This window comes from uncultured Selenomonas sp. (assembly GCF_963528755.1).
Classification (GTDB): Bacteria; Bacillota; Negativicutes; order Selenomonadales; family Selenomonadaceae; genus Selenomonas.
Window position 1 is genome coordinate 157,583 of sequence record NZ_CAURXA010000005.1, and the last position, 18,479, is coordinate 176,061.

Annotated in this window: 13 protein-coding genes; 12 read left to right on the plus strand and 1 reads right to left on the minus strand. The window is 57.9% G+C overall.

Translation table 11 applies throughout. The features are described from left to right. Positions 1 to 279 precede the first annotated feature (279 nt). Genes RWS31_RS07530 through RWS31_RS07545 form a run of 4 tightly spaced genes read left to right on the plus strand, consistent with a single transcriptional unit; the run spans position 280 to position 8,644 of the window. Entirely contained in the window at positions 280 to 4,533 is a 4,254-nt protein-coding gene (locus RWS31_RS07530; protein ID WP_314597220.1) for an acyl-CoA dehydratase activase-related protein, read from the plus strand. Between the two features lie 17 nt (positions 4,534 to 4,550). After that, positions 4,551 to 5,792, plus strand: coding sequence for a DUF445 domain-containing protein (locus tag RWS31_RS07535; RefSeq protein WP_314597222.1), 1,242 nt, complete (start codon positions 4,551 to 4,553; stop codon positions 5,790 to 5,792). After that, on the plus strand, positions 5,792 to 7,087 hold the full coding sequence (locus tag RWS31_RS07540; RefSeq protein ID WP_314597224.1) for a DUF445 family protein: 1,296 nt from the start codon (positions 5,792 to 5,794) through the stop codon (positions 7,085 to 7,087). The genes RWS31_RS07535 and RWS31_RS07540 overlap by 1 nt, the downstream gene beginning before the upstream one ends. A gap of 18 nt (positions 7,088 to 7,105) precedes the next feature. After that, positions 7,106 to 8,644 (plus strand): tetratricopeptide repeat protein, encoded by a 1,539-nt coding sequence (locus tag RWS31_RS07545; protein ID WP_314597225.1) that lies wholly within the window; start codon positions 7,106 to 7,108, stop codon positions 8,642 to 8,644. 37 nt (positions 8,645 to 8,681) lie between these two features. On the opposite strand, the gene speD is transcribed toward RWS31_RS07545, so the two are convergent. Next, entirely contained in the window at positions 8,682 to 9,149 is a 468-nt protein-coding gene (gene speD, locus RWS31_RS07550; protein WP_009646234.1) for an adenosylmethionine decarboxylase, read from the minus strand. 136 nt (positions 9,150 to 9,285) lie between these two features. On the opposite strand from speD, the gene RWS31_RS07555 reads away from it, so the two are divergent. From RWS31_RS07555 to RWS31_RS07590, 8 genes are all read left to right on the plus strand, one after another. Beyond that, a complete protein-coding gene (locus RWS31_RS07555) occupies positions 9,286 to 10,080 on the plus strand; it encodes a 5'-methylthioadenosine/S-adenosylhomocysteine nucleosidase (protein WP_314597226.1) in 795 nt (264 codons plus the stop codon). A gap of 66 nt (positions 10,081 to 10,146) precedes the next feature. Beyond that, on the plus strand, positions 10,147 to 13,542 hold the full coding sequence (locus tag RWS31_RS07560; RefSeq protein ID WP_314597227.1) for a DNA polymerase III subunit alpha: 3,396 nt from the start codon (positions 10,147 to 10,149) through the stop codon (positions 13,540 to 13,542). A 20-nt stretch (positions 13,543 to 13,562) separates the two neighbouring features. Next, positions 13,563 to 13,754, plus strand: a complete 192-nt coding sequence (locus RWS31_RS07565; RefSeq protein ID WP_006192211.1) for a hypothetical protein — start codon at positions 13,563 to 13,565, stop codon at positions 13,752 to 13,754. 52 nt (positions 13,755 to 13,806) lie between these two features. Beyond that, positions 13,807 to 14,535 (plus strand): pseudouridine synthase, encoded by a 729-nt coding sequence (locus tag RWS31_RS07570; protein ID WP_314597229.1) that lies wholly within the window; start codon positions 13,807 to 13,809, stop codon positions 14,533 to 14,535. Beyond that, complete coding sequence (locus RWS31_RS07575; protein ID WP_314597231.1) at positions 14,532 to 15,794, plus strand: NAD(P)/FAD-dependent oxidoreductase; 1,263 nt, start codon at positions 14,532 to 14,534, stop codon at positions 15,792 to 15,794. The genes RWS31_RS07570 and RWS31_RS07575 overlap by 4 nt, the downstream gene beginning before the upstream one ends. 27 nt (positions 15,795 to 15,821) lie before the next feature. Continuing rightward, positions 15,822 to 17,138: a 3-phosphoshikimate 1-carboxyvinyltransferase gene (aroA, locus tag RWS31_RS07580; RefSeq protein WP_314597234.1), complete on the plus strand. Its 1,317-nt coding sequence runs from the start codon at positions 15,822 to 15,824 to the stop codon at positions 17,136 to 17,138. Beyond that, positions 17,135 to 17,800, plus strand: coding sequence for a (d)CMP kinase (cmk, locus tag RWS31_RS07585; RefSeq protein ID WP_314597236.1), 666 nt, complete (start codon positions 17,135 to 17,137; stop codon positions 17,798 to 17,800). Before aroA ends, cmk begins: the two co-directional genes overlap by 4 nt. Then, on the plus strand, positions 17,797 to 18,402 hold the full coding sequence (locus RWS31_RS07590) for a lysophospholipid acyltransferase family protein (protein ID WP_314597238.1): 606 nt from the start codon (positions 17,797 to 17,799) through the stop codon (positions 18,400 to 18,402). The genes cmk and RWS31_RS07590 overlap by 4 nt, the downstream gene beginning before the upstream one ends. Positions 18,403 to 18,479 lie beyond the last annotated feature (77 nt).

The following is an 18,479-nucleotide window of genomic DNA, read 5'->3' on the forward strand; positions in this document are numbered from 1 at the left end:
TTATTTGTCGTGCAACTAGGGTGATCTCCGTCCATTTCCTCACCAGCTTTCCTTAAGACGAATACGAACAACGATTATTCTTTTAGCTTACTCCAGAGAAGAGCTTTCGTCAACTGTTTAAGTACGTTTTTAGCGTTTTTGAGAAACAATTATCCTTGAATCCAGAGAGAAAAAGCGTTAAAATACAAGAATAAGTTTGAGACTGAATCATACGTTACGGCAGGTTTTTCTGTCAGATATTTTCAGCATATACTATCCTAGATTTTAGGCGGTGAGTTCATGAATTCTATATTTGATGTGGGGATCGACATCGGCTCGACGACGATCAAGCTCGTCGTCCTTGATCATGAGAAGAAGATCGTGTACAAAAACTACGCACGCCATTTTTCCGAGATCGGTACTTCCCTCTGCGAGAATCTGGAAAGCCTTAAGAAGATCGTCGGTGGTGAGAAGTTTTCTTTTGCGCTGACCGGATCGGCGGGCATGGGCGTCGCACAACATATCGGGCTGCCTTTCGTGCAGGAGGTCATCGCGTGCGCTTCAGCTGTAAGGTCGCTGATTCCCGAGACGGATACAGTTGTTGAGCTTGGCGGCGAGGACGCCAAGGTGACGTACTTCGGCGATGCACCCGAACAGCGCATGAACGGCGTCTGTGCGGGCGGCACGGGTTCTTTCATCGATCACATGGCGTCGCTTCTTTCGACGGATGCGGCAGGACTCAATGCACTCGCGGAGAAGGGGAAGCAGATCTATACGATTGCTTCTCGCTGCGGCGTCTTTGCCAAGACAGACATCCAGGCTCTGATGAACGACGGTGCGGAAAAGGCGGATATTGCCCTTTCCGTTTTTCAGGCTGTCGTCAATCAGACGATCAGCAATCTCGCGCAAGGTCGCCCGATTGCGGGCAAGGTCGCGTTTCTTGGCGGGCCGCTGCACTTCCTTCCTGCGCTCAGGCAACGCTTCATCGAGACGCTGCAGCTTGCACCCGAGAACGTCGTCGATGCGCCCGACGGAAATTTTTTCGTCGCGCTCGGTGCGGCACTCTCGGAGGAGACTGAGGTCGTCGATATGGCGCGTCTGGAAGAGAGCATGGAGAAGGCGCGAGACGTGGCGGCGAAGGAGACGCGGCAGGCGGACTTCACGCTCTTTTCCAATGCAGCGGACTATGCGGCGTTCAAGGAGCGCCATGACCGTGCGAAGGTGCGGCGCGGCGATCTCGCCGCGTATGAAGGGCCAATCTACATTGGAATCGACGCCGGATCGACGACGACGAAGCTCGCGGCGATCGGTACGAAGCGTGAACTTCTCTACACGTCGTACGGCAGCAACCAAGGGTCGCCGCTTCATACGGTCATTCGTGAACTGAAGGGGCTTTACGCCGCGATGAACGAAAGGACGTACATCGCGGGCGCACTTACGACGGGGTATGGTGAAGCGATCGTCAAGGCGGCGATTCACGCGGATGCGGGCGAGGTCGAGACGTTCGCCCATTTGCGTGCGGCACAGGAGTTCTGCCCCGAGGTCACGTTCGTCATGGACATTGGCGGGCAAGACATGAAATGCTTCTTCGTCAAGGACGGCAGCATTGGCAACATCACGCTCAACGAGGCCTGTTCGGCGGGATGCGGCTCCTTCATCGAGAATTTTGCGCAAGGCCTCAACATGACGGCGGGGGAGTTCGCTGCCATGGCGATGGAGTCGAAAGCGCCCGTCGATCTCGGTACGCGCTGCACGGTCTTCATGAATTCCAAGGTCAAGCAGGCGCAGAAGGACGGCGCGGCGGTCAGCGACATATCGGCAGGCATCGCTTTTTCCGTCATCAAGAATGCGCTCTTTAAGGTCATGCAGCTCAAGGATGTCAAGGAGCTTGGCGAGCATATCGTTGTGCAGGGCGGCACGTTCTACAACGATGCTGTCCTGTGCTCGATGGAAAAGCTCATCGAGCGCGATGTCGTGCGCCCCGATATATCGGGCCTCATGGGCGCGTATGGCGCGGCTATTCTCGCACAGGAGGAGGGGCTTGAGCGCTCTTCGATACTCGCTGCCGATGCGCTGGAAGACTTTTCTGTATCGACGAGTTCGTACCGTTGCAGGCATTGCGGCAATCAATGCCTGATCACCATGCAGAAGTTCAGCGACGGCAGCAAGTACTTCACGGGCAACCGCTGTGAGCGCGGCATTGGCAAGGCGAAGCGCGAGAATCGGGAGACGGCGAACATCTACGATTACAAGTACAAGCGCCTCTTCGCCTACTACAAGCCGCTGACGGGCGCCGCCGCGCCGCGCGGTGCAATCGGATTGCCGCGCGGACTCAACATGTACGAGGACTATCCTTTCTGGTTTACATTCTTCACGCAGCTTGGCTACGAGGTCGTGCTGTCGGACAAGTCGTCGGCGGCGCTCTACTACAAGGGCATGGCGACGGTGCCGTCGGATTCCCTCTGCTATCCGGCGAAGCTCGTGCACGGGCATATCATGGATCTTGTGGAAAAGGGCGTCCAAAAGATTTTTTATCCGTGCATCCCTTTCAATGTCATCGACGAGCAGCATCCGGGCGACAATCACTACAATTGCCCGGTCGTTGCATCCTATGCAGAGAATATCCGCGCCAATATGGACGTGCTGCGCGAAAAGAACATCGAGTTTCTGCAGCCTTTTTTGCCGCTTGACGACAAGAAGCGCATGGTTGAACGCCTTTTTGAGGAACTCGGCGCTTCCGAAGGTCTTTCCAAGGGCGAGATCAAGGAGGCGGCACTCGCTGCCTACGCGGAACTTGAGAACTACAAGCAGGACGTGCGTGATTACGGCGTGAGCATCCTGCGCGAGATCGAGCGCACGAAGCAGCCTGCCGTCATGCTCGTCGGCAGGCCGTACCACATCGATCCTGAGATTCATCATGGCATATCCGACATGATCGCTTCCTACGGTCTTGCCATCTTGTCGGAAGACGCCGTCTATCATCTGCCGGTCAAGGGTGCGGGACTCAACATCGTCAATCAATGGAGCTATCATGCACGCCTTTACCATGCGGCGCATTTCGTCGCTGAGCACGAAAACTTGACGCTCATCCAGCTCAGTTCCTTCGGCTGCGGACTCGATGCCGTGACGACGGGGCAGGTCAAGTCGATTCTGGAAAGCCATCATCATATCTACACGATGATCAAGCTCGACGAGGTCAGCAACCTCGGTGCGGCTCGCATACGCCTGCGCTCTTTGATCGCGGCTCTCGCACGCCGCAGGAAGACGCCGTTTCAGCCAACGGCCGCCGAGGCGCGTCCGCGCTTCACGGAGGAGTGCCGCCGCACGCATACGATTCTCGCGCCGCAGCTTGCACCGATTCATTTCAGCCTCGTGCGTCCCGTGCTCGAAAAGCATGGCTATAAGGTTGTCGTGCCGGCTCTGCCGGACAAGGCGGCGATCGATCTCGGGCTGCGCTATGTGAACAACGACATGTGCTATCCCGCCATCGTCGTCATCGGCCAGCTGCTCGCTGCGCTGAAATCGGGCGAGTACGATCCCGATCACACGTCGATCCTGCTGTTTCAGACGTGTGGACCGTGCCGTGCGACGAACTATATGGCACTGATGCGCCAGGCGCTGAAGTATGCGGGCTATCCGCAGGTGCCTGTATTCGCGTGCTGGGGACTCGAAACGGATGCGTTCGCCCTCGACCGAAGCTGCTTTGTCGATGCGATCAAGGCGTTCCTTTACGGCGACCTGCTGCAAAAGCTGAGAAATGCGACACTGCCGTACGAGAAGGAGCGGGGAGCGGCGGAACGGCTGTATGAAAAGTGGCATGAAAAATGCCTTGCCGAGCTTATGGATGGAAGTTATTTCAAGTATGCGGACACGGTCAGGCGCATGGTGCAGGAGTTTGATGCTCTGCCGCTCGTCGAGGGGATCTGGAAGCCGAAAGTCGGCATTGTCGGTGAGATTCTCGTCAAGTATCATCCCGTGGCGAACAACCACATCGAGGAGGTCTTGATCGAGGAGGGCGCCGAGGTCGTCATGCCGGACTTTGCGGACTTCTTCCTCTACATGGCGTACGATTCCATCGTCGAGCGCGAGCTTTTTGCGGGCAGGCTCAAGGACAAGATGTTTGCGCAGATGTTCATCAGCCTCGTCGAGTTCTTTCGCCGCCCTATGCGAAAGGCGCTGAAGAAGAGTCGTCGCTTCACGCCGCCGTACAAGATCAGCGAAACGGCACGTCTCGCGAAGAAGCATGTGTCGCTCGGCAATATGGCGGGCGAGGGCTGGTTCCTCACGGGCGAGATGGTCAAGCTCATCCATGAGGGCGTGCCGAATGTCGTCTGCCTGCAGCCCTTCGGCTGCCTGCCGAACCACATCACGGGCAAGGGCGTCATTCACAGTCTCCGAAGTGATTACAAAGGGGCGAACATCGTGGCGATTGACTGTGATCCCGGCTCTTCGGAGGTCAATCAGCTCAACCGCATCAAGTTGATGCTGGCCGTCGCCAAGGAGCGGAATCCGCATCGCGACTCTGCTCCAGCGAATGATGCTGAGCGGCGCTGACGGTTTCGGTGAGCGATATGGTCTTGCAGAAAAAGTATAAAGCGACGCTCGCGCTTTCTGTCAGCGTCATCGGCACGCTCGCCGTCCTGCCTATGGTCGGTAGCGGGTTCCTCTGGGATCTTCTGGAGGCGGCTTTTCTCGCATCGACAGTCGGCGGACTTGCCGACTGGTTCGCTGTCACGGCGATCTTCCGAAAGCCCTTGGGAATATCCTACCGTACGGACATCCTGCGCCGGAATCGCACGCGCATCATGCAGGCACTCGTCGACTATGCTGCCAACGATCTTCTGAGTGCGGCGAACATCATGGCTGTAGCGAGGAAGATCGACATGGCGCAGATGTTCGTCGCCTATCTTGAGGAGCGCGGCGGGCGCGAGCGGATCAAGGACATCTCCTTCGCCGTGCTTTTGCGTGCGGCTGAGACGATGGATGCAGTGCATGTAGCCGAGCGCATCTGGCCGGCGATTCGCGAGAGCTTCAAGAGCTTTCCTTTGGAAAAATTCCTGCTGCGGTTCTTCGACATGCTTGCCGAAGAGATGAATAGCGCACGCATCCTGCATGTGGCACTTCGCGCTGTGCGCCGAACTCTGCATGACGCGAAGATGCAGGAGGTGCTGCTGGAAAACATTCGTGAGCTGCGCGAGCGGTATGAAAGACAGGCGTCGCTTCGAGCGACGGTCATTCAGGCGATGGACTTGAGTGATGAGCGCTTGCGGGAAATCGCTGTGAGGCACATGGACGCCTATATCAGCTCCATGCTCAAGGGCGAGGGGGAGGCGTATGAGCGCCTTGCAGCAGAATTCCGTTCACTGCTGCATTCCCTCGGCAAAAACGATTCGCTGAAACAGGCGATTGCAAAGTGGAAGGAAACGTCCTTCGAACGGATCGATCTTTCGGAGCAGTTCGCCCTTTGGCTGGAGCGCAACGCCAAGGGGGAGACGCCCTTTTGGCGCGAACCGTTCTTTCTTCTTGTAGATGGCAAGATTGACGAGTTTATCAAGAGGAAGAGTCTGCAGAGGCGTGCGGATGCCATGTTCAAGAATCTTCTTGAAGCGGAGCTGAACGATCATCACGCCTTTATCACGCAGATGGTCAAGGCGCGGCTGGAGGATTTCTCCGATGACGAGCTCATCGCCTTCGTAGAGAGCCGCGTCGATGACGATCTGCAGATGATTCGCATCAATGGTTCCGTCGTTGGAGCGATGGCGGGCATGGCGCTTTTCCTCATCGCATACTTTGTGGAAAAGGCGGTGGGCTGATGTTTTGGCGTTCGTGGAACAAGGCGGACAAGACGCTGCTCTTTGCCGCTGTCGTATTCTTCTTGGCGCTCGCGTTGGTCATCGCATATCCGAAGAGTCTCCTGGCACGCGGCTTTCTCGCCTGTGCCGACGCTGCGCTCGTCGGCGGCATTGCCGATTGGTTCGCCGTGACGGCGCTCTTCAAGAAGCCGTTGGGCTTCCCATGGCATACGGCGCTTTTGCCGCGCCGCCGCGAGTCCTTCATCGAAGCGTCGGTCACGCTCGTGCAGAAGGAGTTCTTTTCACGCCGCAAGATTTTCCAAGCCTTGCAGCACATCGACCTCGTCGCTCGCTTGCTTGAGTTTCTTCGGCGAGAGGATGTGCAGGAAAAGCTCGTCGCGCAGTTCCTGCACTATGTGCGCAGTTTCGCCATGCACATCGATCGCGAGAAGCAGGCGAATGCCTTTGCGGCCGAGATGCGCAGCGAACTGAAGCGGTCGCGTCCCGAAGAAATTTTTTCTTTGATCGGACGCTGGATGCGCGATGACGAGCGCGACCATGTGCTCGTCGCGCGGGCGGCGCAGTTTCTCGCTGAGAAGGCTGCTGCCCCGGAGTTTTCCCGAAAGGTCGAGGATCTGCTCTTCAACTATGCGAAGGAAAATGCCAGGAGCACTTGGGACAAGTTCCTGCTCGGCATCGGGCAGATCGCGGACGTCGTGAACTTCGCCGATCTCGCTCACCTCGTGCGTCATCAGGCCTTGACCGTACTGACGGAATTGGCCGAAAAGGATTCAGCGCTGCAGAGGGAATTTCTTGCAGTATGCTATGAGAAGGCGGAGGAGCTTTGTGCCGACGAGGAGTTTCGTTCCTTCTCGCTGGAACTGCGCGACGCCATGCTCAGAGGGCTGCCGCTTGAGGAAGCGATCGAGCGAAGTTTGGCGTTCGTGCAGAAGCATTTCTTCTTGGCGCGGGGCAGGCATAGATTCGACACAGTACTTCCTCTTTTGCGTGAGAAATTTTCTGCCGTCCTCGTAGAAGAGCTGCGGCGTGCGCTTGCGCTCGTCGGCAAGGATGAGAAGATGCAGCGTGCGATCGACCGGCTGCTCTACGATCTCGCGGCGCGTTCGGCGCTCGCCGCGCAGGATCTCGTCGCCGTCATCGTGCACGACGTGCTCGCGCGTCTGACGGACGAGCAGCTCAACCATCTCGTCTACGACAAGGTGGAGCCTGATCTCCTGTGGATTCGCATGAATGGATCCATCGTCGGCGCGGGTCTGGGGCTTGTCATCTTCGTTTTGCTGCAGCTTGTCCATTGAATATAATGAGGTGATTTTGTGAAAAAAGGGATGAAGACGGCAGCTTTGGCTGCTATTCTTGTGGGTTCTGCCGCTTGGTGCGGCTGTTTGCCGGCTGCGGCTTCTGCAGTGGACGATGCGCTCGCGCGTACCCTGGGGACGTTCACGCCAGCAGCGCCTGTCGAACCGCAGAAGCCGAAAGCGGAGCAGAGGGAAGAGCAGAAGCAGGTGCAGGAAACGCAGCCGAAGAAAACGCACGAGCAAAAGCGAGAATCTGTGCGTGAGGATCGCCGTGAGCAAAAGCCTGCGTCCAATGCTGCTGCTTCGCGCGATGCAGCAAAGCCGATGCAGATGCTGCCGAAGCCGGATGCGGGCAAGATGGCGCAGGAACTTCCGAAAGGGCAGGGGGAAGTTGCCGGACAGTCGCCGGACTTCGCCGCAATTCAGAGCGGCATTGCCAGCTACCAAAAGCGCGATCTCGATGCTGCCTACAGAGAATTCAGCAAGGCGATTGCAATCAATGGAGAAAATCCGACGGCTTTTGTCAATCGTGGCATCGTCTTGCGCGATATGAAGCGCTATGGGGATGCGCAGAAAGATTTTCTCACGGCGCAGTCCTTCGATCCTCAGAATGCGCTTATTGAATTCGAGATGGGATTGACTGCGCTTGCCCAAAATGACAGCGGCACGGCGTTCGCGCACATGGATCGAGCCGTTGCCTTACAACCGGACGATATGGGGGCGCAGATGTATCGCGCTTCCTTGCTCTATCGTCTGGGGCGCTTCGATGATGCCATAGATGGCTATACGCATGTGCTCGAAAAAGCCGATGACGCTCTCAAACTGCGCGCCTATATTGAGCGCGGCTTGGCGAAGGAACAGAAGCAGGATTTTGCTTCTGCCGTGGACGATTATACGACGGCATTGACGCTCGAAAAGGAAAATGTTCCAGCCTTGAGCCGGCGTGGCGTTTGCCTTGAGCGTTTGGGCAAGCACGAAGAGGCGATTGCAGATTTCACGCATCTTTTGGAAGGCGTGCCCGCCGATCAGGCGTCGCTCATTTATTTTAATCGTGCGGGAAGTTATCGTGCGCTCGGTCAGCTCAATGAAGCCATCGCCGATTATACGCATGCATTGGAGCATACGTCGGATGTACTTCCCATCTACATCGAGCGATCGATTTCCTATCGTTTGATGGATCGGAACGAAGAGGCGCTTCTCGACATTGAGAGGGCGCTGGCAATCGAGCCGAAGAATGCGGATCTTCTCAACTTGCGTGCGATTGAAAAGATCCAGCTCAATGATGTTCACGGGGCGCTCGCCGATCTTGATACAGCAATCGATCTCGAACCGAAGAATGCCGCATTCTTTGGTAATCGCGCGGGTGTATTGGAGAATATGGGCGAGAAGGCGAAGGCCATCGACGACTATACGGCGGCGCTTCGGTTGGAGCCGGGCAATGCCAAATTCTATTATCGCCGCGGTTATCTGTATCGTTTGTCGGGTAAGGCGGTGGAGTCTGAGAGCGACTACAAAGCGGCGACGGCGATTGAGCCGGATCTTCCCGCCTATAAGTGAAGGTGAAATAGAAAAGGCTGCCGATGGCAGCCTTTTTTCAAAAGTTCTTCTTGCGGTTGCGACGCGCGAGAAGTCGGATGACCTTTGCGCCTGTGTTGTGGATGCGCCGAAGCGGCGCGACGCGCGACTTGATCTTTGGCTTCATGTCCTTGGCCTTGCCGAAGTCGCCGCGCTTGAGGAAGGTCGTGCGAATCTTTTCAGGTTTGAAGAAACTCCTAAGCCCTTTGAAGAGCGTTTCAGGCTCGGCATTCGCGTCACAGAGGAAGATATCGCCCGCCGCGTAGCGGAGTTCCGTGTAGGTGTGCAGTGCGAGATGTCCCTCCTTGAGGGCGAGGAGGACGACGAAATGACCCTTTTCAATCACCTGCGTGTCGACCTGCAGAATGTGAAGGCCCGCTTCCTCGGTGAGACGCCTCAAGGAGGCGACGGTCATCTCCATGTCGAGCAGCTTGTTTTCTTTACAGTTGTATAAGTCGGCCGTGAGATGCCGTGCGATGATCTTCAAGAGGGAATCGCTCCTTTGCGGTAAAGTCAAAAAGTTGATCATTTCCATTATAGAGGATTTAGTTGACAATGTAAAGTTAGAGGCGTATACTGTTTCGCATTTGCAGAATTTGAGAGAATTTTACGGGGGGAAGAGGATGGTAGGAGGATTGTCAGATCGGTCGGGCAAGACATACAAGGGGGAGCCGCCCTTGCTCATTCAAGGTGCGATGAGGGTGGAGACGAGCCATATAGTCGAGCAGCTCGACGCTCTGGAAGAATACCGGCTCGGCGAGTGGTACTTCGCCTCGGGCACTTATCATGGCGTGCCTCTCGCCGTTTCGCGCACGCAGTGGGGTTTGGCGAATGCGGCGGCGACGACGGCGCTTGCCATGGAGTTCTTTCACCCCTGCGCCGTCATCAATCAGGGGACGGCGGGAGCGCATGATCCGGTTCTAAAGAATTTCGATATTGTCATAGGCAGAGAGACGGTCAATATATCGGCATGGAAATCGCACTTTCGCGCACGCGGTGAGGGTGTCGATGAAGAGGCACTCGACAAGCTCGGCGTCTTTGCCTACGACAAGGAAGCGCGTCGCTTCACGCAGGAGGTCTTTCACAGAGCAGACGAGGATCTCTTTCGGACGGCGCTCGTGCTCAAGAACTCCTACAAGAAGGGAAGCGTGACGGAGGGCGTCATCGGTACGGCGGATAGCTGGAACTGCCAAGTCGACCGCGTGCTCTTCCTGCATGATTTCTACGGCACTGTGGTTGAGGAGATGGAGGGTGACGCCGTCGCGCAAATTTGCCAGACGTACGATGTGCCGTTCCTTACGATCCGCGTCGTTTCCAATACGGTCTTTGCGGGCGACGTTGATTGGGATCTCGCTGTCGGTATCGCGCTGCAGGAATATGTTCTCTCTGTTGCCGAAGCGTATATGAAGAATCGTTGAAGGTTTGCTCGTTTTCCTTTATAATAGGAGGAAGCGAAACATAAAAGAGTGATAGAGGAGGCTGCCATGACGAAGATTCCCTTTGCACATTTGCACGTTCATACATGCTACAGCCTTCTCGACGGCGCGAGCCGCATTCCCGAGCTTATCGCACGCACGAAGGAGCTTGGCATGGATTCCGTCGCGATCACCGATCACGGGGCGATGTACGGTGTCATTGACTTCTATAAGGAAGCAAAGAAGCAGGGAATTCGTCCGATCATCGGCTGTGAGGCGTATCTTGCACCTGAGTCGCGCTTTGACCGCACCGAGGTGCGCGGCACGCGCTATTATCATCTGATTCTTCTTGCGGAGAATGATGAGGGATATCGAAGCCTCGTGAAACTCGTCTCGCTCGCCAATACGGAGGGCATGTACTACAAGCCGCGTGTCGACAAGGACATCCTGCGCAAGTATCATAAGGGTCTCATTTGCCTCAGCGCCTGCGTCGCGGGAGAGATTCCGCAGGCGATCCTGCGTGGCGAGCGCGAGCGCGCGAAAAAGCTCGTCGAGGAGTATATCGACATCTTTGGACGAGAGAATTTCTTCCTTGAGATTCAAGACCATGGAATCCCCGATGAAAAGACGGCGTTCGCAGGTGTCATCGAGCTGGCGGAGAAGTTCGGCGTCGGACTCGTGGCGACGAACGACATCCACTATGTGCATAAAGAGGACACGGAGGCGCACGATGTCCTGCTCGCGATTCAGACGGGCAAGGGCGTCCATGATCCGACGCGCATGCGCTATGCTGAAGGGGAGTTCTACATGCGTTCGCCCGAGGAGATGCAGGAGCTTTTCCACGATCACCCAGAGGCGCTCACCAATACGCAGAAGATCGCCGAGCGATGCAAGGTCGACTTCGAGTTCGGGCATCTTCATCTGCCGAATTTTCCGCTGCCGGAGGGAATGACGGACGAGGCCTACTTAAAGCAGCTCTGCGAGGAGAATCTGCCCCTTCGCTACGAAAAGATCACGCCAGCCGTGCGCGAAAGGCTCGACTACGAGCTTTCCATCATTCACCGCATGGGCTATGACAGCTACTTTCTCATCGTCTGGGATTTCATCAAGTATGCGCGCGGCGAGGGCATCGCCGTTGGTCCGGGGCGCGGCTCGGCGGCGGGCAGCATCGTCGCCTATCTCCTGGGCATCACGAACCTCGATCCCTTGAAGTATGAATTGCTCTTTGAGCGGTTTTTGAATCCGGAGCGCGTGACGATGCCTGATATCGACATCGACTTCTGCTATATTCGCCGTGAGGAGGTCATCGACTATGTGAAGCGCCGCTACGGCGCCGATCATGTCGCGCAGATCATCACCTTCGGTACGATGGCGGCGAAGGGCGCGATTCGCGATGTCGGGCGTGCGCTCGAAATGACGTACGCGAGCGTCGACCGCGTGGCGAAAGCCGTTCCGTCGGAACTCGGCATCACGCTCGACCGTGCGCTTGCCGACTCGCAGGATTTTCGCAGCATCTACGAGGAGAGCGACGAGACGAAGAGGCTCATCGACTTCGCGCGCGACCTGGAGGGGCTGCCGCGCCACTCGTCGACCCATGCGGCGGGCGTCGTGATCGCGCGAAATCCCTTGACCGACTATGTGCCCGTGCAGGTCTCCGACGGCACGCTTGTGACGGAGTACGACAAGGATCACGTGGAAGAGTTGGGCCTTTTGAAGATGGACTTCCTTGGCCTGCGCACGCTCACGGTCATCGCTGACGCCTTGAAGAACATCAAGAAGAGCCACGGCGTCACGATCGACATCGACAAGATACCGCTCGAAGATGAGAAGACGGCAGAGATGCTCTGCCGCGGCGATACGGGCGCGGTCTTCCAGATGGAATCAGCAGGCATGACGAATCTCGTCAAGGATCTGCAGCCGAAAAACTTCCAAGACCTCATCCCGACGGTCGCGCTCTACCGACCGGGTCCCTTGGGCAGTGGCATGGTGACGGATTTCATCGCGGGCAGGCACGGCAAGAAGAAGGTGACCTACCTGCATCCTCTCTTGGAGCCTATCCTTAAGGAGACGTTCGGTGTCGTGCTCTATCAGGAGCAGGTCATGCAGGTCGTGCAGGTGCTCGCGAACTTCACGCTCGGGCAGGCGGACATCCTGCGCCGCGCCATGGGCAAGAAGAAGCATGAAGTCCTGGTGTCGCAGCGCGAGACGTACATGAAGGGAACGCGGGAGAACGGCATTGATGACGCTTTGGCGGAAAAGATCTTCGATCTTCTGACGCATTTCGCTGACTACGGCTTCAACAAGTCACACAGCGCGGCGTACGCGCTCGTGGCGTGGCAGACGGCGTACTTGAAGGCGCATTATCCGCAGGAGTTCATGGCGGCGATGCTCACGAGCATCATGGACACGAACGACAAGGTCGGCGTCTACATTGAGCTTTGTCGCCGCATGGGCATTAAGATCCTGCCGCCCGACGTCAACGCGAGCGAGGCGAATTTCAGCGTCGACGGCACGGCCATCCGTTTTGGTCTCGCCGCCGTGCGAAATGTCGGCGAGGCGGCGATCAAGAGTCTCGCCGCCGTGCGCGAGGAAGGCGGCGCTTTCACGTCGCTCCTGGACTTCTGCACGCGCGTCGATATGCGCACGGCAAACAAGCGCGTGCTTGAAAGTCTCATCAAATGCGGTGCGTTCGACTCGCTCGGCGCATACCGCTCGCAGCTTCTTGCCGTCTTGGAGCGCGTCATCGACGTCGCATCAAGAAAGCACGCGGATGCAGCGAGCGGGCAGATCGGCCTCTTTGGCGAGGCGGCGATGCAGGAGACCGAGGGCGTCGCGCTTCCCGACATCGCTGAGGCAGACGCCGTGCAGCGGCTCGCGTGGGAGAAGGAGAACACAGGCTTTTTCATCACGGGACATCCGCTCGATCGCCACGCGAAGAAGATCAAAAATCTCGTGCCCATCCGGGATATTCTGGACGGCAAGAAGAAGGAGCGCCAGCTCGTACGCATCGGCGGCCTCGTCTCCTCGGCGAAGCGGATCGCGACGAAAAAGGGCGACACGATGTGCTTCTTGGATTTGGAGGACTATACGCATTCCGTCGAAGTTGTCGTCTTCCCAGCGGTCTTCTACCCGCATGTGAACCTCCTTGTTCCCGATGCGGCAATCGTTGTGCAGGGGCGCGTGAATTTCACGGACGACGGCGTCAAGGTGCTTGCCGACACGATTACTGCGCTCGACGATTATCGGCAGGATTATTACATCACGCTTGCCGCAGAGCACGAGGAAGCGGCTGCGCTCGATGCACTCTACGGCATTTTTGCGGCGCACAGGGGCGACCATGTCGTCTTTTTGAATCGGAAGGGACGTTGGCAGAAGTTGGAGCCGCAGTATTGGCTCGACGCATCTCCCGCCGTCGTGCAGGAAATCGAGGCCTTGCTCGGCAAAAACTCGGTGCTGCAGAGATAGCGCCGAAGGAGGAAATTTTCATGTGGACATCGATCTTTGTGGCTGCAACGAAGGGGCAGGCGGAGAAGATCTGCGAAAGGCTGGAGGCGGAAGGCATATTGACGGATCGGAAATCCGTCGGCAGCCAGCGCAAGGCAAACTTCGAGATACGCGTCCTCGCCTCGGAAGTGGAAGAGGCGCGCGACATCGTCTGCAATATGGCGAATCTCTGAGCGCGGTGTGCGTCGGATGCGTCCAATAAGAGTTTACGGGTAAGGGTGAAGTATGGAAGAACGATTGCAAAAAATCATCAGCCGCGCGGGCGTGGCGTCACGCCGCAAGGCGGAGGAGCTCATTGCGGCGGGGCGCGTGACAGTAGACGGCGCGGTGGTGCGTGAGCCGGGAACGAAGGCGGACGCGGCGACCGCATGTATTGCGGTGGACGGCAAGCCGCTTCCTGCAGAGGAGCGTCTCGTCTATTTCTTGCTGAACAAGCCCAAGGGCTGCGTCTCGACCGTTTCCGACGAGCGCGGCAGGCGCACGGTGCTCGACCTTCTGCCCGTGAAGGACGTGCGCGTCTATCCGGTGGGAAGGCTCGACCAGAATACGGAAGGGCTGCTCCTCCTTACGAATGACGGTACACTGACGCAGGCTCTTCTTCATCCGCGCTTTCTCGTGCACAAGACGTACCGTGCGAAGGTGGCGGGCGACCTTACGCCCGAGGCCCTGAAGAAGCTCCGAGGCGGTATCGAGCTTGCGGACGGCATGACGGCACCGGCGGAGGTGCGCGTCTACGGGGTGACGGAAAAGGGGCTCAGTGACGTCGAGGTCACGCTGCACGAGGGCAGGAATCGGCAGGTGCGTCGCATGTTCGAGGCCGTGGGGTGCGACGTGCGCGCCCTGAAGCGTACGCGTTTTGCGCAGCTCACGCTGGACGGCGTCAAGCGCGGCGCTTCGCGTCCGCTGACGAAGGCGGAGGTCGAGGCGCTCTATCGCCTCGCAGAAGAACGATGAGTGTGCGGCGCATCCTCGTTGTCGGCGCGGGACCTGCAGGCTTTATGGCGGCGGCGAAGGCGGCGGAAGCAGGCGCTTCCGTGCTCCTTTTGGAGAAAATGAAGCAGCCCGGCCGCAAGATGATGATTACGGGCAAGGGGCGCTGCAATATCACGAATGTCGCGCCCGTCGCCGAGATCGTCAAGAATATCCCGGGCAACGGCTCGTTTCTCTACAGCGCCCTGCACGCCTTTGACAATGAGGATGTGCGGGAATTTTTCCGAGAACTTGGCGTGGAGACGAAAGTGGAGCGCGGCGGGCGTGTCTTTCCCGTCAGCGATCGTGCCGCCGATGCGGTCGAGGCACTCGTCCAGCATCTTCATGCGCTTGGCGTGAAGATCGAGACGGAGACGCGCGTCGCCGAGATCTTCGTGGAAGAGGGACATGCGACGGGAGTCAGACTCGCGAGCGGCGCGAAGATGCGTGCCGACGCCGTCGTGCTCGCGGTGGGCGGCGCGTCATATCCAGGTACAGGATCGTCGGGCGACGGCTATACGATGGCGCGTATGCTCGGCCATACGGTCACGAATGTCTTGCCGTCGCTCGTGCCGCTTGTCACGGAGGAGGACTGGGTCAAAGAGGCGCAGGGACTGTCCCTGCGCAACGTGCGCGTGACGCTTCTTGCTGACGGCAGGAGAATCGGCGAGGAATTTGGCGAGATGATGTTCACGCACTTCGGCGTGACAGGGCCCATCGTTCTGTCTTTGAGCCGTGCGGCGGCCGAGGCGCTTGCGGCGGGGAAATTCGTGGAGCTTGTGCTCGACTTGAAGCCCGCCCTGACGCCTGAAGTCTTTGCGGCGCGCGTGCAGCGCGACTTTGAAAAATACCGAAACAAGGCGCTGAAGAATGGTATGCGCGATCTTTTGCCCGGGAAACTCATCGCGCCCGTGCTCGATGCGGCGTACCTGTCTCCCGAAAAGTTCGTGCACGACTTGCGGCGTGAAGAGCGCATGAGAATCTCCGAGGTGATCAAGCATCTCGTGCTCACGATCGAGAAGACGCGGCCTCTCGCCGAGGCCATCGTGACGGCGGGCGGCGTCTCGACGAAGGAGATCGATCCCAAGACGATGGAATCAAAGCTTGTGCCGGGTCTTTATTTTGCCGGCGAGGTCGTCGATGTCGACGGCTTCACGGGCGGATACAACTTGCAGGCGGCGTTTTCCATGGGGGCGGCAGCGGGACGCTGGAGCGCCGCCCGTGTGGGACAGGCAGAAGTTTGAAAGCATGATTTTGAGGGGAAGATGTATATGGCTGAAGGAAAAGAAATCCGTCCGGCAAAGAGGGGGTTGACGGGGAAGATCCGCGTGCCCGGGGACAAGTCCGTTTCACATCGCAGCGTGATGTTTTCTGCCATAGCGAAAGGAAAGGTGCGCGTCCGAAACTTCCTCGAAGCGGCGGACTGCCTTTCGACGGCGGCGTGCATGAGGGCGCTCGGCGCAGGCGTCGAGCGGCAGGCGGACGGCTCCTTCCTCGTCACGGGCGTCGGTCTGCATGGCTTGAAAGAGCCGCAGGGCGTCCTCGATGCGGGAAATTCCGGCACGACGCTGCGTCTTCTACTGGGGATTCTTGCGGCGCAGCCGTTCTTCTCGGCGCTCTCGGGCGATGCGTCGCTCTCGCGCCGTCCCATGGGGCGCGTCGTCGAGCCGCTCACGCGCATGGGCGCGACGATCCGAGGACGCGGTGCGAATCGCTTCCTGCCGCTCGCTGTACTGCCGCATGAGGGATCGCTTCGCGCGATGGACTACGAGAGTCCCGTCGCGAGTGCGCAGGTGAAGTCGGCGGTGCTTCTTGCGGGTCTTTATGCGGAAAGAGAGACTTGTCTAACGGAGCCGGCGCTTTCGCGCGACCATACGGAACGCATGCTCAGCGCATTCGGTGCAAGGATTGAGCGCGAGGGGACGAAGGTGACGATCGAGCCGGCCGACGAACTGTTTGCGCCAGAGGAAATCGTTGTGCCCGGCGACATCAGTTCCGCTGCGTACTGGCTCGTCGCAGCGTCTCTCATCGAGGGCAGCGACATCATCCTGCAGGATGTTGGCGTCAATCCGACGCGCACGGGCATTCTCGATGTATTGTCCGACATGGGTGCGAACATCACGATCGACAACGAGCGTGAGAGCGGCGGCGAGGCGCTCGCTGACATCCGCGTGCGGACGGCGTCGCTTCGTGGTACATCGTTTGGTGGCGAGATCATTCCGTGTCTCATCGACGAGATCCCGATCCTCGCTGTCGCGGCTCTTTTTGCAGACGGCGACACTGTGATTTCAGGCGCGGCGGAACTGCGCGTCAAGGAGACTGATCGACTTGCAGCGGTGACGACAGAGCTCAATCGTCTCGCCTCGGGTGCTGTCGAGGCGAAGGAGGACGGTATGGTCATCCATGGCGGGCGCACGCTTTCGCCCGCTTCCTGCCGCACCTACGATGATCATCGCATGGCGATGTCGCTCGCCGTGGCAGGCGCCGCAGGAGTGGGCGTGACGCTCGATGCGCCATCCTGCGTCAATATCTCATATCCGTCTTTTTATCAGACGTTGGATGGACTTGTGCAACAGGGGGAAAGATGATGGCAAAGAAACTCGTGGTGGCGATCGACGGGCCGGCGGGTGCGGGCAAGAGCACGGTAGCTCAGCTCGCGGCGAAGGAACTGGGCTACACTTACATCGACACGGGCGCGATGTACCGTGCCGTCGCGTGGAAGGCACTCAAGGCAGGAGAGCCTCTAACGGATGAGAAGATTCTCACAGCCGTCGCCGACATCGCGGTCAGTCTGCGCTATGATGGGAAGCGGACGCAGGTTTTCGTCGACGGTGAAGAGGTTACGAACGAAATCCGCACGCCTGCGGTCAGCGCCGTCGTATCGCAAGTGGCGCGCTTGGGTCCCGTGCGCGAGAAGATGGTCGAGCAGCAAAGGCGCATGGCAGATGCGGGCGGCGTGCTCATGGACGGCAGGGACATCGCCACGCACGTTCTGCCGAATGCTGATGTGAAGATTTTCCTCACGGCCTCCTTGGCAGAGCGTGCGAAACGTCGCTGGAAGGAGATGAAGGAAAAGGGCTACGACATGACGCTCGCAGAGCTTGAAACAGACATCGCACGGCGCGACAAGGCGGACAGCGAGCGTGAGATCTCGCCGCTCGTGCAGGCGCCGGATGCAGAGCTGCTCGATACGACGGGCATGGACATCGCCGCTGTCGTGCGTGCTATCGTAGAAAGGTGCGGCAAATGATTTACGCTCTATTGAAAATCAGTTTTGCCATGCTCTTTTCCATTGTTTTTCGTGCCAAGATTGAGGGTAGAGAAAACATGCCGAAAGAAGGGCCTGTGATCTTGGCGGCGAATCACATGAGCAACTGGGATCCGCCGCTCTTGGCGACGTTTCTTGCGCGCCCCGTCAGCTACATGGCGAAGCAGGAACTTTTCTTCAATTTCATCGCGGATTATATCTTAAGGAGCTGTCATTCGTTTCCCGTAAAGCGCGGTGCAGCAGATCGGGGCGCGATCAAGGCGGCTCTCGCCGAACTCAAGAAAGGACATTGCCTCGGTGTTTTCCCGCAAGGAACACGCAGCCGCCATGGGGAGAGGAAGAAGGCGGAACCTGGCGTCGCGCTGCTCGCGGCCATGGCAAAAGCTCCCGTTGTGCCGGCCGCTATCATCGGCACTGATCGTGTTTTTGCCAATGGCGGCTTCCTGCCGAAGCTTCGCGTCATTTACGGAAAACCCCTGATTTTTCAAGGAGAAAAGCAGGATAAGCAGGCGCTGCAGGATTTTTCGCAAAAAATAATGGATGAAATTTACGCAATGATAAAAAATGATAGCATAAGCGATTGATTTTATGCTATAATATAGAATAGATTGCAGAAATGGGGAGAAACTGCCTTTCTGCGATACATTGGATATTTGGTGGT